Source organism: Thiobacillus denitrificans DSM 12475 (assembly GCF_000376425.1).
Classification (GTDB): Bacteria; Pseudomonadota; Gammaproteobacteria; order Burkholderiales; family Thiobacillaceae; genus Thiobacillus; species Thiobacillus denitrificans.
In genome coordinates, this window is the sequence record NZ_AQWL01000002.1 from 260,863 (window position 1) to 285,351 (window position 24,489).

At 61.5% G+C, this 24,489-nt stretch carries 18 protein-coding genes; 9 read left to right on the forward strand and 9 right to left on the reverse strand.

Going from position 1 to position 24,489, the window contains the following annotated elements; all coding sequences use genetic code 11:
- Window positions 1–32: 32 nt before the first annotated feature.
- Window positions 33–2,045, reverse strand: coding sequence for a cytochrome c biogenesis protein ResB (locus tag B059_RS0103620; protein ID WP_018076880.1), 2,013 nt, complete (start codon window positions 2,043–2,045; stop codon window positions 33–35).
- Between the two features lie 155 nt (window positions 2,046–2,200).
- Window positions 2,201–2,827, reverse strand: a complete 627-nt coding sequence (locus tag B059_RS0103625) for a c-type cytochrome (RefSeq protein ID WP_018076881.1) — start codon at window positions 2,825–2,827, stop codon at window positions 2,201–2,203.
- 57 nt (window positions 2,828–2,884) lie between these two features.
- Here B059_RS0103625 and yihA point away from each other — a divergent pair, with 57 nt between their 5' ends.
- From yihA to pepA, 5 genes are all read left to right on the forward strand, one after another.
- On the forward strand, window positions 2,885–3,505 hold the full coding sequence (gene yihA, locus B059_RS0103630; RefSeq protein WP_018076882.1) for a ribosome biogenesis GTP-binding protein YihA/YsxC: 621 nt from the start codon (window positions 2,885–2,887) through the stop codon (window positions 3,503–3,505).
- Window positions 3,506–3,689: 184 nt separating this feature from the next.
- Complete coding sequence (gene hemB, locus B059_RS0103635) at window positions 3,690–4,700, forward strand: porphobilinogen synthase (protein WP_272867455.1); 1,011 nt, start codon at window positions 3,690–3,692, stop codon at window positions 4,698–4,700.
- An 85-nt stretch (window positions 4,701–4,785) separates the two neighbouring features.
- Window positions 4,786–5,556 (forward strand): N-acyl amino acid synthase FeeM domain-containing protein, encoded by a 771-nt coding sequence (locus B059_RS0103640; RefSeq protein ID WP_245538724.1) that lies wholly within the window; start codon window positions 4,786–4,788, stop codon window positions 5,554–5,556.
- A 6-nt stretch (window positions 5,557–5,562) separates the two neighbouring features.
- Window positions 5,563–6,435, forward strand: coding sequence for a ThiF family adenylyltransferase (locus B059_RS0103645; RefSeq protein WP_088177992.1), 873 nt, complete (start codon window positions 5,563–5,565; stop codon window positions 6,433–6,435).
- Between the two features lie 226 nt (window positions 6,436–6,661).
- On the forward strand, window positions 6,662–7,444 hold the full coding sequence (pepA, locus tag B059_RS18580) for a flocculation-associated PEP-CTERM protein PepA (protein WP_018076886.1): 783 nt from the start codon (window positions 6,662–6,664) through the stop codon (window positions 7,442–7,444).
- 248 nt (window positions 7,445–7,692) lie between these two features.
- Here pepA and prsT (B059_RS18585) read toward each other — a convergent pair whose 3' ends face one another.
- The 7 genes from prsT (B059_RS18585) to B059_RS0103685 form a co-directional block, all read right to left on the reverse strand.
- Window positions 7,693–10,488 carry an XrtA/PEP-CTERM system TPR-repeat protein PrsT gene (gene prsT, locus B059_RS18585; RefSeq protein ID WP_018076887.1) on the reverse strand — a complete coding sequence of 932 codons (2,796 nt, stop codon included), beginning with the start codon at window positions 10,486–10,488 and terminating at the stop codon, window positions 7,693–7,695.
- Window positions 10,489–10,528: 40 nt separating this feature from the next.
- Window positions 10,529–13,306, reverse strand: coding sequence for an XrtA/PEP-CTERM system TPR-repeat protein PrsT (prsT, locus tag B059_RS0103660; RefSeq protein WP_051068473.1), 2,778 nt, complete (start codon window positions 13,304–13,306; stop codon window positions 10,529–10,531).
- A gap of 44 nt (window positions 13,307–13,350) precedes the next feature.
- Complete coding sequence (gene prsR / locus B059_RS0103665; protein ID WP_018076889.1) at window positions 13,351–14,703, reverse strand: PEP-CTERM-box response regulator transcription factor; 1,353 nt, start codon at window positions 14,701–14,703, stop codon at window positions 13,351–13,353.
- Complete coding sequence (gene prsK / locus B059_RS0103670) at window positions 14,700–16,784, reverse strand: XrtA/PEP-CTERM system histidine kinase PrsK (RefSeq protein WP_018076890.1); 2,085 nt, start codon at window positions 16,782–16,784, stop codon at window positions 14,700–14,702. The genes prsR and prsK overlap by 4 nt, the downstream gene beginning before the upstream one ends.
- 24 nt (window positions 16,785–16,808) lie before the next feature.
- Window positions 16,809–18,203, reverse strand: coding sequence for a TIGR03013 family XrtA/PEP-CTERM system glycosyltransferase (locus B059_RS0103675; RefSeq protein ID WP_038058081.1), 1,395 nt, complete (start codon window positions 18,201–18,203; stop codon window positions 16,809–16,811).
- 72 nt (window positions 18,204–18,275) lie between these two features.
- Window positions 18,276–18,851 carry a hypothetical protein gene (locus B059_RS0103680; protein ID WP_018076892.1) on the reverse strand — a complete coding sequence of 192 codons (576 nt, stop codon included), beginning with the start codon at window positions 18,849–18,851 and terminating at the stop codon, window positions 18,276–18,278.
- Window positions 18,848–21,229: a penicillin-binding protein 1A gene (locus B059_RS0103685; RefSeq protein WP_018076893.1), complete on the reverse strand. Its 2,382-nt coding sequence runs from the start codon at window positions 21,227–21,229 to the stop codon at window positions 18,848–18,850. Before B059_RS0103685 ends, B059_RS0103680 begins: the two co-directional genes overlap by 4 nt.
- A gap of 373 nt (window positions 21,230–21,602) precedes the next feature.
- Between B059_RS0103685 and B059_RS0103690 the strand changes: the two genes are divergently transcribed.
- Genes B059_RS0103690 through B059_RS0103705 form a run of 4 tightly spaced genes read left to right on the forward strand, consistent with a single transcriptional unit; the run spans window position 21,603 to window position 24,377 of the window.
- Window positions 21,603–22,691, forward strand: coding sequence for a pilus assembly protein PilM (locus tag B059_RS0103690; RefSeq protein ID WP_018076894.1), 1,089 nt, complete (start codon window positions 21,603–21,605; stop codon window positions 22,689–22,691).
- A complete protein-coding gene (locus B059_RS0103695) occupies window positions 22,688–23,266 on the forward strand; it encodes a PilN domain-containing protein (protein WP_018076895.1) in 579 nt (192 codons plus the stop codon). The genes B059_RS0103690 and B059_RS0103695 overlap by 4 nt, the downstream gene beginning before the upstream one ends.
- The gene (locus B059_RS0103700; protein ID WP_018076896.1) at window positions 23,263–23,883 is read left to right on the forward strand and encodes a type IV pilus inner membrane component PilO; all 621 of its coding nucleotides are present in this window, start codon (window positions 23,263–23,265) and stop codon (window positions 23,881–23,883) included. Before B059_RS0103695 ends, B059_RS0103700 begins: the two co-directional genes overlap by 4 nt.
- Entirely contained in the window at window positions 23,880–24,377 is a 498-nt protein-coding gene (locus B059_RS0103705; RefSeq protein ID WP_018076897.1) for a pilus assembly protein PilP, read from the forward strand. Before B059_RS0103700 ends, B059_RS0103705 begins: the two co-directional genes overlap by 4 nt.
- Window positions 24,378–24,489: the final 112 nt, after the last annotated feature.

The following is a 24,489-nucleotide window of genomic DNA, read 5'->3' on the forward strand; positions in this document are numbered from 1 at the left end:
TGTGGCCTCCAGATTGTTTACGGCGCGGTTGCTTATTGGACAAGGGTGTCCAGCGCCCGTGCGTGTTGGGTGAATTCCTTTTCGAAATCGATCGTGTGCTTGGCCGACGACATCGCCAGCAGCGCGTGGCCCGGTTTGATGCGCAGCCAGACCCGGCGCTCGCGCACGTAGAGCATGAAGAATACGCCGAGCGTCAGCAAAAGCGAACCGAAATAGACCACGTTCTTGCCGGGTGAGCGGGTAAGTTGCAGGCCACTTGCCTTGACTTCGTCGTACTGCATCAGCTGCAGATAGACCGGCGCGCCGTAGACAAACATGTCGCTCATGCTGTTGAGGGTGTCGCGTACCAGCCAGCCGGTCGCGTCGTCGGGCTTGGGCGCGGGCAGGCCGTCCTGGCGATTGGCAACCTGCAGTGCCTCGAACGCGGCGAGCTCCAGAATGCGCAGATAGGTGCCGGCCGCCTTTTCACGTTCGGCTTCCGGCACCTTGGTCTCGATGAATCCGCCCAGTGCCTGGAAGCCGCCCCCGGCAAACAAAGCCAGCACCTGGGCGGCGCTGGCTGTCAGCTTGCCCTCGATTTCGGTGCCCCAGGCGTCTTTCGGCAATGCCTGGCGGGCGAAGCGCGCGGCAATTTCGGGGCGCAACCCCGCATTCAGCAGGGCGCCGCGCAGCCGCATGAAACTGTCGATCTTGCCGTCGGCATCGAGCGGCATGCGCATGTAGCGGAAGGGCTCGTTCGGCGACTCGCGCACGCCCGACATCATGTACCAGCGGCCGTCCAGTTCCAGCGGCAGCATGTAGTTGGAAAACTCGCGCGCCTGCCCGCGCGAGTCGCGCAGCTTGTACTGGAAGCTCGGGCCGACGTTGCGCAGATGCCGGTTGTCGCTGACCGGGCTGCCGCCGAGCACGCTCATGGCGTCGCCGGACGCGGCGATTTCGCCGCCCATGTTTTCGATGTTGAACGGGCGGAAATCGATGAACTCGAGGGTGTAGTCGCCTGCCGCACTGGTCAGCGTGGCGCTCTGAAGCACCGTGCCTTCGATGGGGAAGGATGCGGCCGTGGGGGTGAACAGGTTCCAGCCGCGCAGCGTCAGGCGGGTGCCCCCATCGGCAAAGCTTGCCTGGTAAATCGCGATGCCGTCGTGGATCAGCGGGTGGTTGACGGCAATCGTCGCTGCCCTGATTTTCTTGCCGGAACGGTCGAACAGCTCGATGTCGCTCTCGAAGCTTTTTGGCTGCCCGGTCGTGTAGTGCTCGATGCGGAACTGCTTCAATGCCACGGTAAACGGCAGATCCTGCACCAGATAGCCGTCGGCCACGTTCAGGAAGGCCACGTCCGCGCTGGAGCCTTCGGGGATTTGCACGCTGCCGCGGAACGACGGGTTGGAAGGGGTCAGGCGTGAAATCGCCGGCACCTGGCTTTGCGGGATGTCGCGCGTCTCGATCTTCTTGTAACCCAGCAGTTGTTGCACCTTGAACACCAGATTGCCGTCCATCAGGCCGCCGATGCAGATCATCACGATGGCCGAATGCGCCAGCAGATAGCCGAGGCGATTCCAGCTGCCGGCCTTGGCGGCAAGCAGCACGCCGCCTTCGCGCGGCAGGTTTTTGACTTTGTATCCCTGACCTTCGAGATAGCGCTGCGCGCTGGCGGCGAGCGCGGCGGGCGGAAGTGCCGTGGCCGCTTCGTGCCGGTGCTTGAACGCATTCAGCGATTGTTCGCTGACGTGTTCGCGAAAGCTCTTCATCTCGCGCACGAAGTTCGGCGCGTTGCGGTAGATGCAGACGCTGGTGGAAACGACGAGGAAGGTCAGGATGAGCAGAAACCAGGCGGCGTGGTAGACATCGTACAGCCCCAGTTTCTCAAACACCTGGAACCAGAACGGCCCGAACTGGATGATGTAGTTGTTGTACGGTTCGGCCTGCTTCAGCACCGTGCCGACAATCGAGGCGACTGCGAGGATGGACAGCAGGCTGATGGCAAAACGCATCGAACTCAACAGTTCGAACAGGGACTTGCCGAAGGAGTGCGGGACAGTGTTCATTGGCGGCAATACCCTGTAGGGCACAAGTAAAAAGGGTGACTTGCGTCACCCTTCCGTCGACTCAGGCAAGTCGGATAAGTTCACCCGCAAGCGCCCTGAAGGGCATAAAAGGCGGACCGTGGTTGTAAAGCCGCCGAAGCGGCAACAGCCACGCGCTATCGCAAGCCCTGAATATAAGAGGCTACTGCTTTCATGTCGGCGTCGGTCATCTTGGCGGCGATGCTGCGCATCATCTTGGCCGCGTCGTTTGCACGCTCGCCAACGCGGAAGCTGTTCAACTGGGCGTAGATGTAGTCGCTGTGCTGGCCGGCCAGGTGCGGGAACTGGGTGGGAATGCCCTTGCCTTGCGGACCGTGACAGGAGGCACAGGCCGGTACGCCGGCTCCCTGCACGCCACCGCGATAGATTTTCTGGCCGGTCAACGCCAGTTCCCGATCCTTGGAAGTGCCGGGTTTGGGTTGCTGGGCGCTGTAATAGGCGGCCAGATTTTGCATGTCCTGCGGGCTGAGGCTGGCGACCATGCCCGACATGATGGCATTTTTACGCGCGCCCGATTTGAACTCGGCAAGCTGTTTGAAAATGTATTCGGAATTGAGTCCTGCCAGCTTGGGGTTGGCAGCGGCCGCGCTGTTGCCGTCCACCGAGTGGCATGCCGCACAAACCTGATTGACGATGCTTTCTGCCGCCTTGGGGTCGCCTTTGCTGGCCGGGGCAGCGGCAGGGGTATTGGCAAAAGCGGAGGTGGCGGCCAAAGCGGCGACCAGAGAGACGACGAGTTTCATCAAAAGCTCCTGAAGCTTGCAAAACTTGGGAAAACGGGTAGTTTAGCGGCAACTAATATGACTGCCAAGCCCGTGCTCAATCGCGCCCAATTCCATACCTCGGTCGCCCAGCTGCGCGATTTGCCCCATAGCTGCGCCGAAATTGCATTTGCCGGGCGATCCAATGCCGGAAAATCGAGCGCAATCAATCTGTTGACGCGTAAAAACCGTCTCGCATTCACGTCCAAAACCCCCGGCCGGACGCAGCTCATCAATTTTTTCGAGCTGGATGCCGACACCTATCTGGTCGATCTGCCGGGCTATGGCTATGCCAAAGTGCCGCCCGAAGTGAGGGCGAAATGGGAAGGGCTGCTGTCGCGGTATCTGCAGGAACGTGAGGCGCTGGCCGGGATGGTGCTGATCATGGATGCACGCCATCCGCTCACCCCGCTGGACCGGCAGATGCTCGACTGGTTCACCCCTACCGGCAAGCCGGTCCACATCCTGTTGTCCAAGGCGGACAAATTGTCCAACAGCGAGAAAGCCTTGACATTGCGTCGCGTCCAACAGGAACTTGCGGCGCTGGATGGCGTCACTGTTCAGTTGTTTTCCAGCCTGTCCCGGCAGGGCGCGGAAGAGGCGGCCACTTTGATTGAAGGGTGGCTCGCCCGGGCCCGGCAGCCGCAGACAAACGGATAAGCTTGCCGGCGCCGCCCAACAAAAAGCCCCGACCAAGGGAGGGATCGGGGCAAAAAATGCCTTAAGGGGATTAAGGCATCCCGCTCAGGGAGGAGAAGCGGGAGACGGTACGAAACCGTCTGTCAGATAGAGCGGGAAGCCCTTGAAAAAGTTCCACGACTATGCGAATTCTTTGGAGATCTTTGTGAACCTGCCTTTTGGCTCATTTCCCGCCCGCCGCATGCGCCGTATGCGGCGCGACGATTTTTCCCGTCGTCTCATGTGTGAACACACGCTCGCACCAGGCGATCTGATTTATCCGGTGTTCGTCCTGGACGGGCAGGGCAGGCGTGAATCGGTGGCTTCGATGCCCGGCGTCGAGCGGCTGTCGGTAGACCTGCTGCTGCCGGTGGCCGAAGACTGCCTGCGGCTGGGTATCCCCGCGCTGGCCTTGTTCCCGGTGATCGATGCCGGCTTGAAAACGCCGGGGGCGGAAGAAGCGATCAATCCCGATGGCCTGGTGCCGCGTACCGTGGCCGCACTGAAAAACCATTTCCCTGAGCTGGGAATCGTCACCGACATTGCGCTGGACCCCTATACCAGCCACGGCCAGGATGGTCTGACCGATGCCAGCGGCTATGTGATGAACGACGAGACGGTGGCGGTGCTCGCCCGGCAAGCGGTCGTGCATGCCCAGGCCGGCGCCGACGTGGTTGCGCCGTCCGACATGATGGACGGCAGGGTGGCGGCCCTGCGCGGCGCCCTCGAGGGCGCCGGTTATATCCATACCCGGATTCTGGCCTATGCTGCTAAATATGCTTCCAGTTTTTACGGCCCGTTCCGTGACGCTGTCGGGTCGGCGACCAGTCTGGGCAAGGGCAACAAATATACGTACCAGATGGACCCGGCCAACAGCAATGAGGCGCTATGGGAGGTTGGAATGGATCTCCAGGAGGGTGCTGACATGATCATGGTCAAACCAGGCATGCCTTATCTCGACGTCATCCGACGCGTCAAGGACGCTTATGGTGCGCCGACCTATGCGTATCAGGTCAGTGGCGAATACGCCATGCTGAAGGCCGCGGCACAAAATGGCTGGCTGGATGAGCGTGCGTGCGTGCTGGAAGCGCTGCTGGCATTCAAGCGCGCTGGGGCTGACGGCGTGCTGACCTATTTTGCGCGGGATGCAGCGCGATGGATGCGCGGCCAGGGCTAAATTTTTGCCTGTGGCGGGCCGATAGAAACGAGTATGGGGGAATGCTTTCCCCTGTGTGTCAGGAGGGTCGAAGGTGACGCTGAATTTGAGCAAGTTGATTGGGCGTGGCCGGAGCGTTGCCGATGATTTCGATCGGACCATCATCAGCTTCGAGTCTCCCTACCGCCTCAAGGATTTGAGCCCGATTCCCGAGGGAAGTCCCGATATGCAGGAAGAACGCATGGGGGAAAAACTCTTCAAGTTGCGTTTCGCGCAGCAGGATGAGGTTTTCAACCATGCCAGCATGCTGGTGCAGAAGCGTTACGCCTGGCGCGGTTTCCCCAAGGCGCACCTGAAGAAATACCCCAATCGCATCACCATCCTGTCGTTTCACCAGGAAAAGATCGTCGGCACCGTCACGGTCGGCTATGACTCGCCGGAAGGCATGCTGGCGGAAGAAATCTACAAACCCGAAATTGACGCCTTGCGCGCCCAGGGCAGGCGGGTCGGGGAGCTCAGCAAGCTTGCCATCGACGAAAACATCGGCAGCAAGCACTTGCTGGCAAGCCTGATTCATATTGCCTATCTGTATGGCGTCATCCATGAATGTACCGACGCCATCATCGAGATCGTTCCCCGCCACAAGACCTTCTATGAAAAAATGCTGGGCTTCAAGCAGATCGGGGAAGAAAGAATGAACAACCGGGTCAATTTCCCCGTGTTGCTGATGCATCTGGAGCTGGAGTACATGCGGCAGAAGATAGAAGAGCTCGGCGGCAAGGGCAAGGCAGCCAAAGACCGCAGCCTTTATCCCTATTTTTTCTCGGCGCACGACCAGGAAGGCATTCTGGGACGCTTGCTGAAAGAGGATGCTTGAAGCGTCATTGTGCGGGCTTTCGATTACAACGAGGCATTCGGCCGCAACCTTGGCTGGCTGACCCCGCACGAGCAAACCACGCTGCGCGGTAAAAAGGTCGCCATTGCCGGCCTCGGCGGCGCCGGTGGCGTGCACTTGCTGACCTTGGCCCGGCTGGGCATCGGCCGCTTCCATGTGGCGGATCTCGATCAGTTCGATCTGGTCAATTTCAACCGCCAGGCCGGCGCCAGCATGAGCAGTATGGGACAGCCCAAGGCGGAGGTCATGGCCAGGCTGGCGCGCGACATCAACCCCGAGCTGGACATCCGCGTATTTGCCGATGGCGTGCAGCCGCATAACGTGGACGCATTCCTGGACGGCGTCGACCTTTACGTGGACGGCCTGGATTACTTTGTCTTTTCTGCCCGTCGCCTGGTCTATGATGCCTGCCGTGCCCGCGGCATCCCCATCACCTTTGCCGTTCCGCTCGGTATGGGCGCGGCCGTGCTCAATTTTCTGCCGGACGGCCCCAGCTTCGACAGCTACTTCCGGCTGCAGGGTACACCCGAAGACGAATGGCCGATCCGCTTCCTGGTCGGTCTGGCGCCCGCTCTGTTGCACCGGGGTTATCTGGTATATCCCGAAATCGTCGACTTCAAGACCCAGCGCGTGCCGTCAACCGGCCTGGCGTGCCAGTTGTGTGCCGGCATGGCGGGTACCGAAGCGCTGAAAATCCTGCTAGGCCGGGGCAAGGTGCGTGCCGTGCCACACAGCCTGCAATTCGACGCCTATACCGGCAAACTGAAGCGTACCTGGCGTCCGGGCGGCAATGCGCATCCACTGCAGCGACTGGCGATTGCCTACGTCAACTGGCGTTTGTCCAGAAAAACGCAGGGCTGAGGCATAGGCATATTCGGGGCCTTGCAGGCTGACAGGGCACGCCCGGGATATCAGGAAAAAACCCGAGGTGGTGTCGGAATTTTTTACACCGGCCTTGGCGCCTCAGTGAGCGATATTTGTATCTACATGATAATAAAGAAATTAATTATTCTGGCATGATGGGTGCTTTAAAATTTGCATACCGGGGCTTATCCGGCTGGAATGCGACTTTTAAAGGAGATACATCATGAACGATATGTTTAACGGAAAGCTGCTTGCAGCCGCGATCGCCATTGGCTTCGGCATGGTAAGTGCCCCGGCGGGCGCTGTGGTACTGCAGGATTTCACGGTTGACGAGAGCAGCGTTGAAGGCCTCGGCGGGACGTTCGACGCAGACAAGATCAATGGCGCATACAGCGAGGTCGTTACTTTCGGGGCGGGCACCTTCGACACGGTTGCCTACGGCGACTTCGGCCAGTACCTGAGCAACGACGGCACGGTAAACGTGACGCCGATTGAACTCAATAACAGCTACGGCTTGTACGCCCTGTTCGACGGCTCGGGTACCTTTGCCGCTCTCGGCGGCGGGCTCACAGGGTTTACCTTCACCTCGGCCAGCTTCAGCCTGTACATCGATCCGGATCTCGATACGACCAAAGCCTTGCCTGGTACGGCGCCGGGTGCGGTCACCCTCGGTAACAGCGGCGATGACTACTTGATCGGGAGCGCTTCGCTAATATCGAGTGGAACCGGCGTTCTCGTGGCAGGCGTGGGCGGCTTTTTCGACCTGGTCTTCGAGGACTTTGCTCTGACCAATCCGGACGGGACGGATTACTTTACTTCGCCCGATCCCTTCTATATTCGCGTCAATGTGGACGGCGACTTCGACAGTTTTGAGGTTGTCGGTACCCAGACCATCAACGGCGATTTCAGCGCAGTGTTCCAGGTTCCGGAACCCGGCAGCATCGCCCTGCTCGGCATGGGCCTGCTCGGCATGGGCGTTGCCCTGCGCCGTCGCAAGGCTGCCTGAGCTTTCAAGGCGAGTCCGCACAATCAACCCGGCTTCGGCCGGGTTTTTTTATGGGCGTTGTGGTTGTCGGTTTTTTTACAGTCCTTGCTGTTTCGTGGTGGGCCGGCCCTGTCGGGCAATGGCAGGGCCGGCACGCAGAAAGTGTGGTGGTTAAAGGCCGGGAAGGGGCGGCATGGCCATTCTTTCCAAACTCCCGGTCGCCCAAAACAACGCCGGCAGGATCTGCCGGCTAGTTGCCAGGTGGTTCGTTACAGCGTGGCCAGCAGTTTGCGGGCAGCTTCGGCTTCCGGAAACTTCGGCTGGGCGACCAGCAGGGCCTGCAGTTCCTTTTTCGCCTGTGGCGTGTTGCCACTCCGCGCCAGGGCGACAGCATAGTGATAGCGTATCGAGGCTGCGCGGGGGGCTGCCGCGACGGCTTTTTTCAACCATTCCAGCCCGCCCGCAAGCTCGCCCTTTTCAACCAGTATCCATCCCAGAGTGTCCTGGATCCCCGGCGAATCGGGGGCTAGTGCGAGCGCGTGTTCGGCGGTGACCTGGGCGCGTTGGTCCTGCTCGCGCTGGTAAAGGGTGGCCAAGTTGTTCAGGAAATCCACCCGCTTGGGTTCGAGGCGCAGCAAATACTCGTACTGGGCTATGGCATTGCGGTTGCGTCCAGTCATCAGGTAATACTCGGCGGCGTAGGCGCGCACCAGCTTGTCCTGCGGATGTTGTTTCAGCCAGGCTGCGATCTTCTCATCGGCGCGCTTGGTGTTCCCGGAAAAATGCAGTGCGCGCAACAGCTTTATGGTCGCTGCGGTGGACTGACGACGTTTCAACGCCTGCTCATACGGAGCCACAGCCTGGGTCGCCTGCCCCTGGGCGATGCGGATGTCGCCTTCGCGCTCATAGCCCAGTGGGGCCTCGGGCTGGCCAGCCTGGAATTGCCGGGCGATCTGCAATGCGGCTTCGAACCTGTTTTCCGATAATTCCAATAGCAGCAGGGCGTCCTGCACCTGAATGCTTGAGGGTTCAAGTTCACGTGCCTTGAGCAGAGTGGCGCGGGCGGCACTCGCCTGATCGTTGGCGAGCTGGGCGCGCGCCAGGCGCAACCGGACTGCGGTTGAGCGTGGGGAGAGTTCCGCCAGCTTTCCGAAGGTGGAGAGCGCGCTGCCTACTTCGCCCATGGCCAGTTGAATGTCCCCGAGGACGCCTAGTGCGGCGGTATCGTTCGGATGAGCATCATTCGCCTGGCGCGCATAGACCAACGCCTTGGCGCTGTTGCCTTGATTCAGGTAAAAATTACTCAGCAGAACTGGTGGCTGAGCAGCCTGCGGTGCGCTCTTGTGAGCCCGTTCTAGCCACGCGAGCTGCTCCGCGAGATTGCCGGTGCGCCTGGCGAGGCCCGCCAGTCCGAGCATGGCGTCGAGGTTTGATTTGTCGGCCTTGAGAACGGCTTCGAAGCGGGCCTTGGCAGCCGCGGGTTTGTTATCGTAAAGGTCCAGTTCGGCCAGGTTGGCCGTGGCTGGGAGGTACGTGGGATCGAGCTTGACTGCCTTTTCGAAATTTTCGCGCGCCCTTGGGTAATCCTGCTGGCTGAGATAGACCAGGCCCCGGAAATTCCAGGGCTGAGGGCTGTTGGGCGCCTTCTTTTCCAGTGCGGCGATGCTTTGCAGTGCTGCGTCGAATTGACGATTGCGAATCTGGTCAAGGATCAGGGTTGAGTCCGCGCCTTGCCATGCCGCATCCATGGCGCTGGCTGCGCGCAAGTCGTCCAGTGCACGCGGGTCGCCTTGGCCGAGGCGCGCCCTGGCCAGTTGCGTACGAATGCCTGCATTTCCGGGCTGCAGCGCGGCCGCCTTCTCGAAATGGCGGTTGGCGTCGGTGTATTGTTTTCTGGCCATGGCAATTTCGCCGGCAAGCAAGCGTATCGCGACATCTTCCGAGTGATCCGGGTCGGTTTTTTCGATGGTTTTGGCCGCATCATCGATCCGCCCTTGGCTCAGTTGCACCGCCGCAAGCAAGCGATTGGCATAGAGATGACGGGGCCAGCTTTGCACAACACGATTCAGTTGCGTTTCCGCTGTCTGCATATTGCCCTTGGCATACTCAATTGCGCCACTCAGCAACAAGCTGGGCAGATGGCCCGAGGCGAGCTGCAAGGCACGTGCGACGTGGTCGCGCGCAATGTCGATCTTTTTCTCGTTGAAGGCGATCAAGGCCAGCACATACTCGCTGAGGAAATGCTTGGGGTAGAGTGAGTGTATGCGCTCGGCGTCTTGGGTGGCGGCCTTGTAATCCTTGAGGTCGACCAGGAGCGATGCCCGCTCCACCAGTGCATCCAGATCAACGTCATTGGCTTTGAGCGCACTGTCCAAGGCTTTGCGGGCCTCGTCCGGCCGGTTTTCCGTACGCTCCAGTTTGGCAAGAGAGACCCAGCTTTCAGCTGACAGCGGAGCTATTTGGGTGGCCCTGATCAATGCGCTTCTTGCCGCGTCTGCATGTCCCTGCGCGTATTCGCAGCCTGCAATGCCGATCAGCGACTTGTGCCATTGGGGGTCGATTCGACTAGACTCCTCGAAAAGCGCACACCCTTCGGGAAATTTGTGCAAGCCGAGCAAGGCGTCAGCCCGCAATTGCATGGCCCGGGCACGGGCGCGCGGGTTGGCATTGTCGGAGATTTGAGTTTCGTCCAGGATGCGCTGATATTCCTTGCTCTGCAGGTAAGCTTCTCCCAGCAGGGGCGTGATCCGTGCTTCGCTCACCCCGAGTTTGCGCGCCTGCGTGAGTTCCTTGATTGCGCTGTCCGCCTGCTTGAATTCAAGATAGGCCTCTCCGAGCATCAAGCGGGCCTGGGGATTGTCGGGCGATTTCTGAATGGCGTTCTTGAGCTGGATCACCATGCCTTTGCGGTTGCCGTTCGCTCCCATGTCCTTGGCGAGTTCAATATGCTCTTCGGCGGACAGGCTGGATTCCTTGCTACAGCCCTGCAATGGCGCGAGTGTGCTCAAAACGGCTGAGGTGATCAGCGCGGCACGAAGCGAGGTAAAAGGCTTGAAGTAAGACATGGGCAACATCCTCTGGATATTCTGTCAGGCGCTCAACAGGTCATTGCTTGGAAAGCTGGTTATGGAGTGTTCGGGCGGCATCCATGTCTCTGAAGCTGTTGCCGCTATCGAGTAAATTGCCGAGTTCCATAAGGGCCCTTTTTTTATCCCCAGCCAGATACAGGGTGTACGCCACATGCCACTGGATGTCGGCGTTATCGGGCACAGCAGCACTGGCTTTGCGCAAATACTGCAGACCTTGGGCCGGCTGGCCGGAATTGGCCAGGATCCAGCCATAGGTATCCAGCACCGCCGGGTTGCCCGGCTGCAGCTTCTGCGCCTGCTCGGCAAACACGGCTGCACGTGGGTCACCCGATTCGTATAGTACCCATGCCAGATTGTTCAACACCATCAGATTGCCGGGATTGCTCTTGTTCAACACCAGGTAATGCTCGGCCGCTGCAGGGTACTGCTGGCGCTTGGTCAGGCTTTCCGCCAGGGCGGCCCGGATGGCGGCGTCTTGCGGATGGGTCGCGAGCCAGGTGATGAGACGTTTTTCGCCCTCCTCGGCGCGCTGGGTGGCCGTGAAGGCCCGCAACTGGCGAACGAGCATGGCGCCCGCAGGAGCCCGCTTGTGCGCCTGCTCGAATGCCGCGATGGCGGCGGGATAGTCCTTGCGCGCGAGCGCGGCATCACCTTCGAGAATGAACCCTGCTGCATTGTCCGGCTTTTGCTGCTGCAAGTGACGGGCGAGGGCATGGGCTTCGTCGAAACGCGTACTCTGGACCTCGACGTTGCCGAGCAGCATTTGTGCGTCGAGAGAATCGGGCTGGATACGCAGGGCATCCTGCAGGGTTTTGCGCGCGCCGGGCAGATCCCGGGTGACATTCTGTACGGTAGCGAGCTTGATCAGCGGGGCGGCCTGGCCGGGCAGAAGTTCGACCAGCTTGCGGTAGCTGCCCAGCGCGTTGGTGGTGTCGCCGAGCGCCAGCTGCGTGGTGCCGAGCAGATCGAGTGCGGCAGGGTTGGCGGGCTGGACGCTGACGGCTTCGCGCGCAACCGCAAGCGCCTTGTTGCGATCGCCCTTGGCAAGCAGGTGGCGCGCCAAGGCCGTCCGCGGCTGCAGGGCCTGCGGATGGGCTGCGGCCGCCTTTTCCAGCCAGTTAACGTAGGTTTTCTCGTCCTGGCTGCGCAAGCCCAGATCGGCAAGCGCAAGCATGGCGTTGAGATGCCTGGGGTCTGCCTTGAGAATACCTTCGAAGCGCTGGCGTGCGGCGGCGGGCTGTTTGTCCTTCAGATCGAGTCGCGCCAGATTGGCAGCGGCGGGGAAAAATGCAGGGTCGAGTTTGAGCGCCTGGCTAAAGCTGTCGCGCGCACGTGCGATGTCCTGTTTGCCGAGATAGGCGCCCCCGCGGTAGTTCCAAGTGAGCGGATTGGCGGCCTGTTTCTTTTCCAGTGCCGCGATGCTTGTCAGCGCAGCATCGAACTGTTTTTGATTCAACTGGCTGAGGATGATGATGGTGTCGGCGCGGTTGCTGGCACTGTCTCCTCCCATCGCGGCGGCGGTCTGCAGATCGGCCATGGCGCGCTGGTCGCCCAGGGCGAGTCGGGAAATGCCCAGTTCGGTGCGGATGGCGGCATTGTCAGGATTGTGCTGAGCGGCCTGCTCAAAATACGCCGCAGCCTGGGCAAAATCCTTTTTGGCCTGTGCAATTTCGCCGGCGACGATCAATACGCCGGCGTCATGGCCGGCCGATTTGAGCGCGGGAGCCAGCGTGTGCGCCGCCTCGTCGGGGCGGCCCAGGCGCAACTGGGTGGCGGCAAGCAGACGCAGGGTGTACAGGTTGCCCGGCGTGGCCTTGCGCACCTTGTTGAGATGTGCCTCGGCAGTCTGCAGATTGCCCAATGCGAATTCGATCGAGCCGCCCAGCAGCAGCGCGGGCACATAGTCTGGTGCTGCCTTCAGCACGCCAGCCAGTTGATCGCGCGCCTGCGTGATCTGTTTCTCGTTGAAGTCGATGAGGGCCTGGGTATACCGTGCCTGCAGGTTTTTGGGCATGACTTTCAACACGGCGTCCACTTCCTTGCGCGCGTCAGCCAGCCGGCGCTCGCTGATGGCGATGTCTGCCAGCGCAAGACGGGCCTGGATGTTCCGGGAGTCGAGCTTGAGGAGCTCGCGGTATACCGCAGCGGCTTCGGCAGGATGCCGGGTGGCGCGCAGCAGTTCGCCCTTGAGCAGCAGGCTGTCGCGGTGCCTGGGATCGGCACGCAGGGCCTGGTCGAGCTGCTGCGAGGCCAGGTCGGCCTTGCCGTCGGCCAGCGCCAGGTGTGCCAGCGCCAGATTCACTTCGGCATGGCCGGGCGTGGCCTGTTGCGCGTGCTGCAGGATTTTTCGCGCGTCCTCCTTGCGGCCCAGCCCGAGTTCGGCGGTGGCGCGCAGGGCATGCAGGGTGGAAGCGTCCGGGTCGTCGTCGGCCGGAACCGGCAGCTCGTCCAGTACACGCTGGTATTCGCGCTGGCCCAGCAACGCGCGGGCGATCATCGGATTGACGACACCGACGGCGTAGCCCGCGTTGCGGGCCTGCCGGAATTCCTTTTCGGCGCTGGGCAGATCAAGCAGGTCGAAATAGAGCTGGCCCAGTTCAAAGCGGGCTTCGGCATTGTTTTTGTCTTCTGCAACGGCGTTCTTCAACTGAATCATCGCCGTCTTGTAGTCCCCCGCCGCGATCGATGCCCGGGCTTCGGTCACCAGAGGGCGGTCGTTACGGTCACAGGCGGTCAGTAGCGTGCCGACAATCAGCAGCGCGAGCAGCCGTTTCACAGGGGCAAAGTGAGCCATTGAAACCTCAAGAATTCCTTGAAGGTAAGGTGTGCAACGCGGATTCATTTCATCCCGATTTTCGCCATCAGGTCGTACAGTGTGGGCCGCGTGATGCCGAGCAGTTCGGCGGCCTGGGCAATGCTGCCGTCACTGTGCGCGAGGGCGCGGCCGACTGCCAGCCGCTCGGCGTTTTCGCGCGCCTGGCGCAGGTTGAACGGCTGCGGTTCGGCCTGGGCGGCATCCAGGCCGAGATCGGCCGCCGTGATCTGGGTGCCGTCCGCCATGATGGTTGCGCGCTTGATGATGTTTTCCATTTCACGCACGTTGCCAGGCCAGACATGTGTTTCGAGCGCGCCCAGCGCATCGGCAGTGAAACCCCGAAGGTTGCGCCCCTGCTCGCGTGCGTAGCGCTCGAGGAAGGCCTGCGCCAAGAGGACGGCGTCGCCAGGTCGTTCGCGCAGCGGCGGAATTTTTACCGTGATTTCGGATAGCCGGTAATACAGGTCTTCGCGGAAGCTGCCTTCGCGGATCATGTCGGCGAGGTCGCGGTGGGTGGCGCAGACGACGCGCACATCGACCGGAATCTCGCCGCGTCCGCCGAGTCGCTCGATCACGCGTTCCTGCAGGAAACGCAGCAGCTTGGCCTGCAGCGGCATCGGCAAATCGCCGATTTCGTCGAGAAACAGGGTGCCTTCATTGGCATACTCGATACGGCCGATGGTCTGTTTGGCGGCGCCCGTGAACGCGCCTTTTTCATAGCCGAACAGTTCGGATTCCAGCAGGGTGTCGGGGATCGCCGCGCAATTGATGGCGACAAAGCGTTTGCCGGCACGCGGCGACAGTTCGTGCACGCCGCGCGCCAGCACTTCCTTGCCGGTGCCGGATTCGCCCAGCAACAGCACGGTTGCGTTGGCCGGGGCGACTTTCTCCACGGTGCGGCAGATCTTGAGCATCGGCTCGCTGCTGGTGATCAGGCCCTGCAGGGTGGAGCCGCGCTGCCTGGCGGCCAGCAGGCGGTTCTCGGCCTCCAGCGCATGGACATGCAGCGCACGCGCAATCATCAGCGCCAGCACGTCGGGGTCGAACGGTTTCTGGAAAAAATCGTAGGCGCCGATATGGATCGCCTTCACCGCGTTGCTGCGATCGAGATTGCCGGTGACGACGATGACCTTGGTGGCGGGGGCGAGTGAAAGAATCTGCTGCAGGGCGGCCAGGCCTTCGGTGGCGCCGTCCGCGTCAGGCGGCAGGCCAAGATCGAGCAGCACCACCGCGGGCTCGTGGCGGCGCAGCTGGACGATGGCGCTGTCGCGGTCGGCGGCCATCACCAGTTCGTAGTCGGCGAGGCTCCACTTCAGCTGTTTTTGCAGCCCGGGATCGTCTTCCACCAGCAGAATCTTTTGTTTGGCGTCGCTCATGCGGCGTCTCCTTGGTTTTCAGGATGAGTATCCAGCGGCAGGCTGAGACGGAAGCGGGTGCCGCTTCCCGGCGTGCTGTCCACCTCGATCGTTCCACCCAGCGCACGCAGGGTTTCACGGCATTCATACGCACCGATGCCCATGCCCGCACCCTTGGTGGAGTCGAACGGCTGGAACAGGCGGGTACGGATGAATTCGTCGTCCATGCCGCTGCCGCTGTCGATGATTTCAACCATGGCCTGTCCGGACTCTTCGAATCCGCGCAGGGTGACGTCGCCGGTCGCAGGCGTCGCCTCCAGCGCATTTTGCAGCAGATGGCCGATGGCGCGGACGAGCCGTTCGCGTTCGGCGCGTACGCGCAGACTGGACGGCGGCAAGGCCAGGAGAGGCCGTAACTTGAACGCCTGCTTGCTGGCGACGGCCTCGGTCAGGATATCCGCCAGCGCCACCGACTGTGCGTGCGTTTCGCCGCTGCCGCGCCGCAATTGCGCCAGCACCTTATTCATGCGGGCGACGGCGTTTTCCACCGTGTCCAGCATGTCGGTCTGGAACTCGGGGTTGTGCTTGTGCTTTTCGGCATTGGCCAGCAACAGGGACAGCTGGGCGATGAGATTTTTCAGGTCGTGGATGACGAAGGTGGTGGTGCGGTTGAACGATTCGAACTGGCGCGCCACGATGAGCTGGTTGGAGGCACGCATCTGCGCCAGGTGCGCCGCTGCCTGGCGTGCCGCCACCTTGAGCAGGTCGCTGACTTCCCAGTTGAAGCTGACATTGCCCAAGGAATGCTTGAGCACGACAAAGCCGAGCAGTTCATCGTGCAGCATCAGCGGCACCACCAGCCAGGCATCGTCGGTGTTCTGCAGCCATGCCGGCGTATCCAGGTCGCCATAGAGGTCGCGGCGCACCTTCATTTCATCCAGATCCACCACCCATTGCTTGCTGGCGAGCCACTGGATGAAAGGGGCGTCGGCCGGCTCGACGCCCTGCAGGTCAGCCCAGTTCCAGTGGCTGGCACGCTGATAGCCGGCATCGCCCTCGCGCATCCACAGTGCGCCGCCGGGACTTTCGAGCAGCTTGGCAAGGGCCTCGACTGCCCGTTCGCAGAGTTGCTCGCCGGGCTGGCCTTCGGTGAGGGTGCGGGTGAAGTTGAGCCATTCTTCACGGTAGTCGTAACGGTAGCTGAAAAAATGCTTGGACAGAAACACCCGCAGCCGCGCGCGCAGGGTGCCGGAAAACATCAGCAGCACCAGCAGCATGGCGGCGGCGAAGACGAACACGGTCTGCACCACGTCGCCCCATTCGCCGCCGAACAGGCGCAGGTAATAGCCGGCGCCCGCCATCAGCAGCAGATACACACCGGCCCCCAGCAAGCTGGCGGTATGGAACGCCATGCTGCGCGACAGTCCGACCGGCGCCGCCCATTCCGGGTTGCGCGCCGCGGAAACCGCGATCAGCGGCGTCACCAGCGCCGCCACATAGCCGCGCGCCGCCCATACCTGGGCATCCATCGCGCCGAACAGCGCGGCGTTGGCATGCAGATAGAAATCGTAAACGAATAATCCGCCCAGCCCCAGGCAGAGAAACTTGATCGCCCAGCGGTCTTCCGGGCGGGTACTGCGGTATACCTGTTCGACCAGAACCAGCCCCATCACGGTGAGCAGCACCAGCCCCAGATTGCCGGCCCATTGCGCCAGCACCGGCCGGGCGGGAGCGATGAAATGAACCGCGCTGGCGAGCAGCAGGCCGCCGACAAGCAGGCCGCCGAGAATACGCATAAAACGCAGTGGCGCGGGCAGTGCGGTAGCCGGCGGCAGGCGCAGCCGCAGGATGTAGAACAGCAGCGCCAGCCAGGCGCCGTTGCGCGCCACTTCGGCGGCGAGTTCCTGCCGCGGCGCCAACAGCCCCCAGGCGGTGAGTGCCGACAGCGCGCCCCAGACGGCGCTGAGCCCGGTGGCGAGCACCAGCAGCCGCCCCTGCGGCCGCCGCCGCCAACTGGCGACAATGAGGCCGGACAGCCCCAGATAGGCCAGGGTTGCCAGGCCATAGCCGACAGTCGCCAGGAGAAGCAGGGTGTCGGGCATGGAAACGGCTTCAGGCGCGCGCGGTCAGCGCACGCCTTTCCCCCACAGCACCACCTGAGCAGTCTGGAACAGGATCATCAGATCGAGAAACAGGCTGTGGTTTTTGACGTAATAGAGGTCGTACTGCAGCTTGTGCATGGCGTCCTCGTCGGTCGCGCCGTACGCGTAGCGCACCTGCGCCCAGCCGGTGATACCGGGCTTGACGGTGTGGCGCACGCCGTAATAGGGGATTTTCTGGGTCAGGTCCTGCACGAAATAGGGGCGTTCGGGGCGCGGGCCGACGAAGCTCATGTCGCCAAAGAATACGTTGAAAATCTGCGGCAATTCGTCGATGCGGGTGCGCCGGATGAAACGCCCGGTGAGTGTCACGCGGCTGTCGTTCTGGCCGGCCCAGCGCGGTTTTCCGTCTTTTTCGGCATCGATGCACATGCTGCGGAATTTGAAGATGGTGAAGCTGCGGCATCCCTGACCGACACGTTCCTGACGGTACAAAACGGGGCCAGGGCTTTCCAGTTTGATCAACAGTGCGGCCAGCGCCATGATCGGCAGGCAGACCACCAGCATGGCGGCGCTGACCAGCAGATCGAACAGCCGCTTGACGGTGTCGCGCACGATGCCTTGATGAAAGCCTTCGGCCAGGATCATCCAGCTGGCGTTCATCGAATCGAGTTGCAAATGGCCGTTTTCGCGTTCGAAGAAACTGGACAGTTCGAGGATGCGGATGCCATACAGCTTGCACTTGAGCAGGTCCTGCACCGGCATGCCGCCACCGCGGCGGTCGCGTACGGCGAGGATGATTTCACTGATGTGCAGGCGCTGCGCCAGTTCGGGTAGCGGTTCCTGGGTGTCGAGAATACGGGCATGATCGACGAAATGGTGACTGCCGCCCATCGGCAAATAGCCCATTACCTGAACATTGCTGGCATGGCCGCGCCTGGCCAGCAGGGTTTCGATGTGGGCGGCCCGACTGCCGGTGCCGAGCACCAGGGCGCGGGTTTTGAGTGCGCCCGTCCGCGTCCAGCGGATGAACAGCGCGCGGCTGAGCAGAATACCCAGCAGGGCGAGACCGAACGAAAGCAGGAAGGCACCCCGTCCGACCAGGAGGGCGGGGAAGAAATAAAACAGCAGGCTCATTGCCAGCAGGCCGAACCCGAAGCTCAGACCGAGGCGCTGCAGCAGCGAACGCACGCCGCCCTGCCATTCCAGGTCGTAGAGGCCGCTGGCGGTCATCAGCCCCAGCATGACGGCGGTGAAGGCCAGGGCTTTGGGTAGCAGGGGGCCGATATTGTCCGGGATCGTGCCGCTGTCGAGGAAGCGGGCGTTGACTCCGGCGTAGATGGCGCCGCCTAGAATCAGCGCTTCGATCGACATCAGCAACAATAAATTCAGGGGCACGTAGTGCCGGAAAAATCGGATCACGGCTGTTCGTTCGAAAGAATCATGTGATGCGTTTCAGCATCATTCATGCCAGAGTGAGTGCTGTGAGAAGGCTCAAATCAAACTCCGTACCTGGGGCAGGCGCAGGCGGCGCGGGCTGCCGTCCGCCTGTAAACGCTTCATGTTGCGCAGCTCGGCGGCGGGGTAGACGACAATGTCGACCGGCGCGCGCGGATCGTCGATGACGAAGCGGGGATAGGCGCGTCCCGTGGCATCCGGTGCACGCTGTTCGCCGGCCTGGTAGGGCGAAGCCTGACGCATCAGCAGGAACTCGACATCTTTCTGGTCGTCGGTGAATAGCTGCAGGTTGATGTCGGTATAGCGCCCTGCTGTGCCGTTGAGTACCGGACCGGTCAGGTGGGGATCGAAAGCCGCCAGCTGCTCCATATATTCAATGGCGACGTGCCGCAGCAGCGTGAGCTGCGCGCGCGTTTCGTCGGCCTGGTAGAGAGCCTGATAGCTGCGCAACGCCTCCTCGATTTGCTGGTTGTCGGGCAGGTTGTTGCTGTCGGGAGCCCCCAATTGACGCGCCGCCTTGCGTTTGGCGCTGCCGTAATCGAGGCTGCCGTCTTCGGCCAGCATGCGTGCCGCTGCATGGGCAATACGGCGGCGCATGTCCTGATGTTTCATAGCGGGGTTCCGGGCCACGCTGGCGCCGGAGGGGCCGATTCGGCGGGATGGGCCGGATCGCTGTTCCAGTCTGTGGGTGGTGCCTCGGGCGGTGGGAATTCCTGATAAAAATGCTCCACCATGCCGCTCTCCTTGTCGCCCAGCCAATCACCCAGTAATCCACCAAGCATGGTGTCCGGCAGGCGGGTACCGGTGGTCGGGTCGATTTTCACGCTGACGATGCCGCTGGGCATCGCCCAGCCCGTCTGCGGCACCCTCTTAAGCGCCGTGTCCATGAAACTCATCCAGATCGGCAGCGCGGACTGGGCGCCCGTCTCGCGCCGTCCCAATGAGCGCGGCTGATCGTAGCCCATCCAGACGATCGCTACCAGGCCGGGGTTGTAGCCGGCGAACCAGGTATCGCGCGCGTCGTTGGTGGTGCCGGTCTTGCCGGCGATGTCGCTGCGCCCCAGTTGGCCGGCACGCGCGGCGGTACCGTAACGCACCACGTCCTGCATCATGGTGGTCATCAGCCAGGCATTGCGCGGATCGATCACGCGCGGCGCATTGCCGCCGGCTTGTTGCGGGCTGGCCTGCATCAGCAGCCGTCCGTCCTTGTCGTATACCTTGTCGATCAGATAGGGTTTGACGCCGAAGCCGCCGTTGGCGAACACGCCATAGGCCGCAGCCATCTGCAGCGGAGTGACGCTGCCCGCGCCCAGCGCCATGGTGAGATAGGGCGGGTGACGTGCCGGGTCGAAGCCGAAGCGGCGGATGTAGTCGCGTGCGTAATACGGACCGATGCCCTGCAGAATACGTATCGATACCAGGTTGAGCGATTTGGTCAGCGCGCTGCGCAGGCGCACCGGGCCGCTGGTACGGCCGTCGTAATTCTGCGGATCCCAGGCGGTGCCGCCGGCTTCTTCTGCGGCCAGCGACAGCGGTGCGTCGTTGATGATGGTGGCGGGGGTATAGCCTTTTTCCAGCGCCGCGGAGTAGATGAAGGGCTTGAAACTCGATCCCGGCTGCCGCCAGGCCTGGGTGACGCGGTTGAATTTGTTGCGGTTGAAGTCGAACCCGCCGACCAGCGCGGTGATGGCGCCGTCCTGCGGGTTCAGGGCGACCAGCGCAGCTTCGACCTCGGGCAGCTGTGCTAGCCGCCAGTGCGGCTTGCGGCCCGTCGCCTGTACGCGCACCACCGCGCCGGGGGCGAGTTGCCGCCCTTTTTTGCCGGCGACCCAGTTGGCCACCCACTTGAGCGAGTTGTCGGAAATGTCGACCACGCTGCCGTCGCGCAATTGGGCGCGGATGAGCTTGGCGCTGGCAGCCACGACTACGGCGGGCTGCATGTCGCTGACGGGAGCAAGGTCTTCCAGTGCGCTGGCAATGGCGGCTTCGCGTCGCGTCCTGTCGGCGGGCAGGCTGACCTGTTTTTCCGGTCCCCGATAGCCATGGCGCTGGTCGTAATCGGCGATGCCGTGCCACACTGCCTGGTTGGCCGCGGCCTGCTGGGCGCGCCTCAGGGTGGTGACCACCTTGTAGCCGGAGCTGTAGATCGATTCACCGTATTTTTCGAATAATGTCTGGCGCACCATTTCGGCTACGTAGTCGGCGGTTACATCGGTCTGCTGGCGTGCCTGGCGGATGACCAGCTTCTGCTTGATGGCAGCCTGCCAGGTAGGCTGGTCGATGAATTTGAGCGTGCGCATACGACCCAGCACATATTCCTGGCGCGTCTTGGCGCGCGGGAAATTCACTACCGGGTTGTAGCGCGACGGCGCTTTAGGCAGTCCCGCCAGCATGGCGAATTCGGCCAGCGACAACTCGTGCATCGGCTTGCCGAAGTAAGTGCGCGCTGCGGCTTCAAAACCGTAGGCACGCTGGCCGAGGTAGATCTGGTTGATGTAGAGTTCGAGGATTTTATCCTTCGACAGATTGTGCTCGATCTTCATCGCCAGCATGGCTTCCGACAGCTTGCGAGTCAGCGTTTTTTCGTTCGATAGAAAGAAATTGCGCGCCACCTGCATGGTGATGGTGGATGCGCCTTCCTTGGCGCCTCCGGACAGCAGGTTCGATCCTGCTGCGCGCAATATTCCCAGCGTATCCACGCCGCCATGGGTGTAGAAGCGCTCGTCCTCGGCGGCGATGATCGCCTGTTTCATGTATTGCGGGACTTTGTCGATGGCGATGAAGGCACGGCGTTCCTCGCCGAATTCGCCGATCAAGGCATTGTCAGCCGTGTAGATGCGCAGTGGCAGCTTGGGTTTGTAGTCGGTTAGCGCTTCAAGCGGAGGCAGGTTGGGGTAGATCAGTGCTGCCGCCAGTCCGGCCAGGGCCGTGCCGACCACGCCGAGGCTGATGATCAGTGCCAATGCGTAATGCCACCATTTGGAAAACATCCGGTTCCTTTATCGAGACGGCATGAAAATGCCTGAAACAGCCGCGCCACATTTCCCGATCCAGCCGCGGCCGGCCAGCGGGGCCATCTCAATACCCCGCTGTTTTTAATGGCCTATTGATCCGGCTCCTGCCATGAGGCCTTACCTGCGGTAAGCCCGAGGGCTGCCCGTTTCAAATTCAGGGGCGGAATCGGCTGCGTGACGCCTAAAGTTTCCGGCGATTATAGGCGTTAGTGGTGTTGGAAATTGGACACAGTTGTTCAACTCTTGCAGTGTGGTGAGAAAAAAACTGTTAAAAACCGTGTGTTGTTGCTAGCATCTAAAAAAAATAACAAGAAAAGGCGCCAACTCACAGAAGCGTAAAGGAAATCCCTTGCACCTGAATATCAACCTGGACTGGCTGTCTGCCAAAAGTCTGCCCATCCTGGGACTCGACATCAGTACGACCGCGGTCAAGCTGGTGGAACTGTCCGACGCAGGCAAGGGGATGATGCGGGTAGAGCGCTATGTCATCGAGCCTTTACCCAAGGATGCCGTGACCGACGGTAACATCGCCAACCTCGACCAGGTGGCCGATACCTTGCGTACCGCCTGGAAAGAGCTCGGCACGCGGGTCAAGAACGTTGCGCTCGCATTGCCGTCATCGTCGGTCATCACCAAGAAGATCCTGGCTCCGGCCAGCCTGAAAGGCATCGATCTGGAAAACCAGGTGGAAACCGAGGCCAACCAGGTCATCCCCTTCTCGCTGGACGAAGTGAACCTGGATTTCCAGGTGCTTGGCCCCTCGCCCTCCAGTCCGGATGACGTGCAAATCCTGCTGGCTGCCGCGCGCAAGGAAAAGGTCGAGGACCGGGTGGCGGCCGTCGAAGCGGCCGGCCTCAAGGCGCTCATCATGGACGTCGAATCCTATGCCACGCAAACCGCGTACGAACAGATCGCACACTTGCTGCCCAACGGCGGCGACGGCCAGACCGTGGCGATCATCGATGTGGGTGCGCAGAATATGCACATCAATATTCTCAACGACAACGAATCGGTTTATCTGCGCGAACACGGTTTCGGTGGCAACCAGCTCAACAACGAAATTTCGCGCCGTTACGGCATGACCAGCGAAGAGGCGGAAAACGCCAAGCGCCGGGGCACACTGCCGGAAAGCTACGACATGGAAGTGCTGCAGCCCTACAGCGAAACCCTGGCAATGGAAATCGGTCGCGCCTTGCAACTGTTCACCACGTCGACCCAGTATCGCAAGGTCGATCAGATCCTGCTGGCCGGCGGCGGCGCCATGATTCCCGGCATCGATGAGGTGGTCAGCCAGCGCACCGGCACCCCGACCCTGGTCGTCAATCCGTTTGCCAACATGGCAGTCGGCTCCAAAATCCGGCCGCAGGCATTGACCGCCGATGCGCCTTCCCTGTTCGTCGCCTGTGGCCTCGCCATGCGGAGGTTCGACCCGCAATGATACGCATCAACCTGCTCCCCCACCGCGAACTGAAACGCGCCGCACGGCGCCGCCAGTTCAACATCCTGCTCGGCATCGCTGTCGCGGCGGGCGTCGTTGCCGTTATTCTCGGCCACAGCCTGATCGCCGCCCGTCAGTCGGCGCAGGATGCCCGCAATGCCTTTCTCGAACAGGAGATCACCAAGCTCGACGGCCAGATTGGTGAAATCAAGAAGATTCGCGAACAGACCCAGGCGCTGCTGGAGCGCAAGCAGGTCGTCGAGACCCTGCAATCCAATCGCACCGAAGTCGTTCACCTGTTCGACCAGATGATTCGCCTGCTGCCGGACAGCCTCTACCTGAAGTCCTTCAAGCAGGCGGGCGATGTCGTCACCATCAGTGGCTACACCCAGTCGAGTGCGCGCGTATCCACCCTGATGCGCAATCTGGATAACTCGCCCTGGTTCGAATCGGCCAATCTGGTCGAAATCAAGGCCACCACCGTCAACAACCTGCGCGCCAACGAGTTCGTGCTGTCGGTCAGGCAGTCCCGTCAGCAGACAGATGACGCGAATGACAAAGGGGGCAAAGCATGACCCTGGACGAACTCAACAAACTCGATCTGAAAACCCTGGCCGACTGGCCGTTGCCGACCAAGCTCGCGGCACTCGGGTTGCTGTGCATGGCGATCGTGGCGGCGGGCTGGTGGTTTGACTGGCGCGGTGGCATGGAAACGCTGGATGCCGCCAAGCAGAAGGAAACCGAACTGCGCGGCGTGTTCACCACCAAGAAAAATCAGGCCATCAATCTGGACGCCTACAAGAAGCAGCTGGCCGATATCGAGCAGGCCTTCGGCGCGCTGCTGAAGCAGTTGCCCAACAAGCAGGAGATGGATGCCCTGATTACCGACGTCAACCAAGCGGGACTGGGGCGCGGCCTGCAGTTCGACCTGTTCAAGCCCGAAGCCGAAACCGCGTCGGAGTTCTACGCGGAAACGCCGATCCGCGTCAAAGTCACCGGCGGCTACCACGACATCGCCGCTTTTGTCAGCGATGTCTCCAAGCTGTCGCGCATCGTCACCCTGCAGGACATTGCCATGGAACCCGCCAAGGATGGCGTGCTGAATATGGATGCCGTCGTCAAAACCTATCGCTACCTGGACGATGAGGAACTGATTGCCAGGAAGCAGCAAGCCAAGGAGCAAAAGAAATGAAGCGCCTGGCTCCTGTGATACTCGTGTTGGGCCTGGCCGGCTGCAGCGGCGGCGGCATGGACGACCTGCAGACCTTCGTTGCCGAGACCGGCCGCGACATGCAGGGGAAAATCGAGCCGCTGCCGCAAGTCAAGGTCTATGAGCCGTTCACCTACAACGCCTTCGATCTGCCCGATCCGTTCAAGTCGAGAAAGCTGTCGACCGGAGGCGGCGGCGGCATGCAGCCCGACTTCAATCGCCCGAAAGAGCCGCTCGAAGCCTTTTCGCTGGAGACTCTGAAAATGGTTGGCGCACTGTCCCGGCAGGGCGTGATCCACGCGGTGATCAAAACCCCGGACAATGCGATTTACCATGTCAAGAAAGGCAATTACGTGGGCCAGAATTTCGGCCTCGTTACGCAGATCGACGATAGCCAAATAAGCTTGCGTGAGATCGTCCAGGATAGCGCCGGTGATTGGTCCGAGCGCGCCAGCACCCTGAATTTGCAAGAATGATTCGTAGCACTGAATTCCAAAGAGGCTGACATGAACGCATTGCCCAAAATTGCCCAGAAAATGTCCCACAAGGGGACTCCGACTTTCTCCCCGCAAGGAGGAGGCCGTTGGG

Excerpts from the sequence above, each read along its gene's own strand:
- B059_RS0103620 (WP_018076880.1), bottom strand. The coding sequence starts at position 2,045 with ATGAACACTGTCCCGCACTCCTTCGGCAAGTCCCTGTTCGAACTGTTG.
- B059_RS0103625 (WP_018076881.1), bottom strand. The coding sequence starts at position 2,827 with ATGAAACTCGTCGTCTCTCTGGTCGCCGCTTTGGCCGCCACCTCCGCT.
- yihA (WP_018076882.1), top strand. The coding sequence starts at position 2,885 with ATGACTGCCAAGCCCGTGCTCAATCGCGCCCAATTCCATACCTCGGTC.
- pepA (WP_018076886.1), top strand. The coding sequence starts at position 6,662 with ATGAACGATATGTTTAACGGAAAGCTGCTTGCAGCCGCGATCGCCATT.
- prsT (WP_018076887.1), bottom strand. The coding sequence starts at position 10,488 with ATGTCTTACTTCAAGCCTTTTACCTCGCTTCGTGCCGCGCTGATCACC.
- prsT (WP_051068473.1), bottom strand. The coding sequence starts at position 13,306 with ATGGCTCACTTTGCCCCTGTGAAACGGCTGCTCGCGCTGCTGATTGTC.
- prsR (WP_018076889.1), bottom strand. The coding sequence starts at position 14,703 with ATGAGCGACGCCAAACAAAAGATTCTGCTGGTGGAAGACGATCCCGGG.
- prsK (WP_018076890.1), bottom strand. The coding sequence starts at position 16,784 with ATGCCCGACACCCTGCTTCTCCTGGCGACTGTCGGCTATGGCCTGGCA.
- B059_RS0103680 (WP_018076892.1), bottom strand. The coding sequence starts at position 18,851 with ATGAAACATCAGGACATGCGCCGCCGTATTGCCCATGCAGCGGCACGC.
- B059_RS0103685 (WP_018076893.1), bottom strand. The coding sequence starts at position 21,229 with ATGTTTTCCAAATGGTGGCATTACGCATTGGCACTGATCATCAGCCTC.
- B059_RS0103695 (WP_018076895.1), top strand. The coding sequence starts at position 22,688 with ATGATACGCATCAACCTGCTCCCCCACCGCGAACTGAAACGCGCCGCA.
- B059_RS0103700 (WP_018076896.1), top strand. The coding sequence starts at position 23,263 with ATGACCCTGGACGAACTCAACAAACTCGATCTGAAAACCCTGGCCGAC.
- B059_RS0103705 (WP_018076897.1), top strand. The coding sequence starts at position 23,880 with ATGAAGCGCCTGGCTCCTGTGATACTCGTGTTGGGCCTGGCCGGCTGC.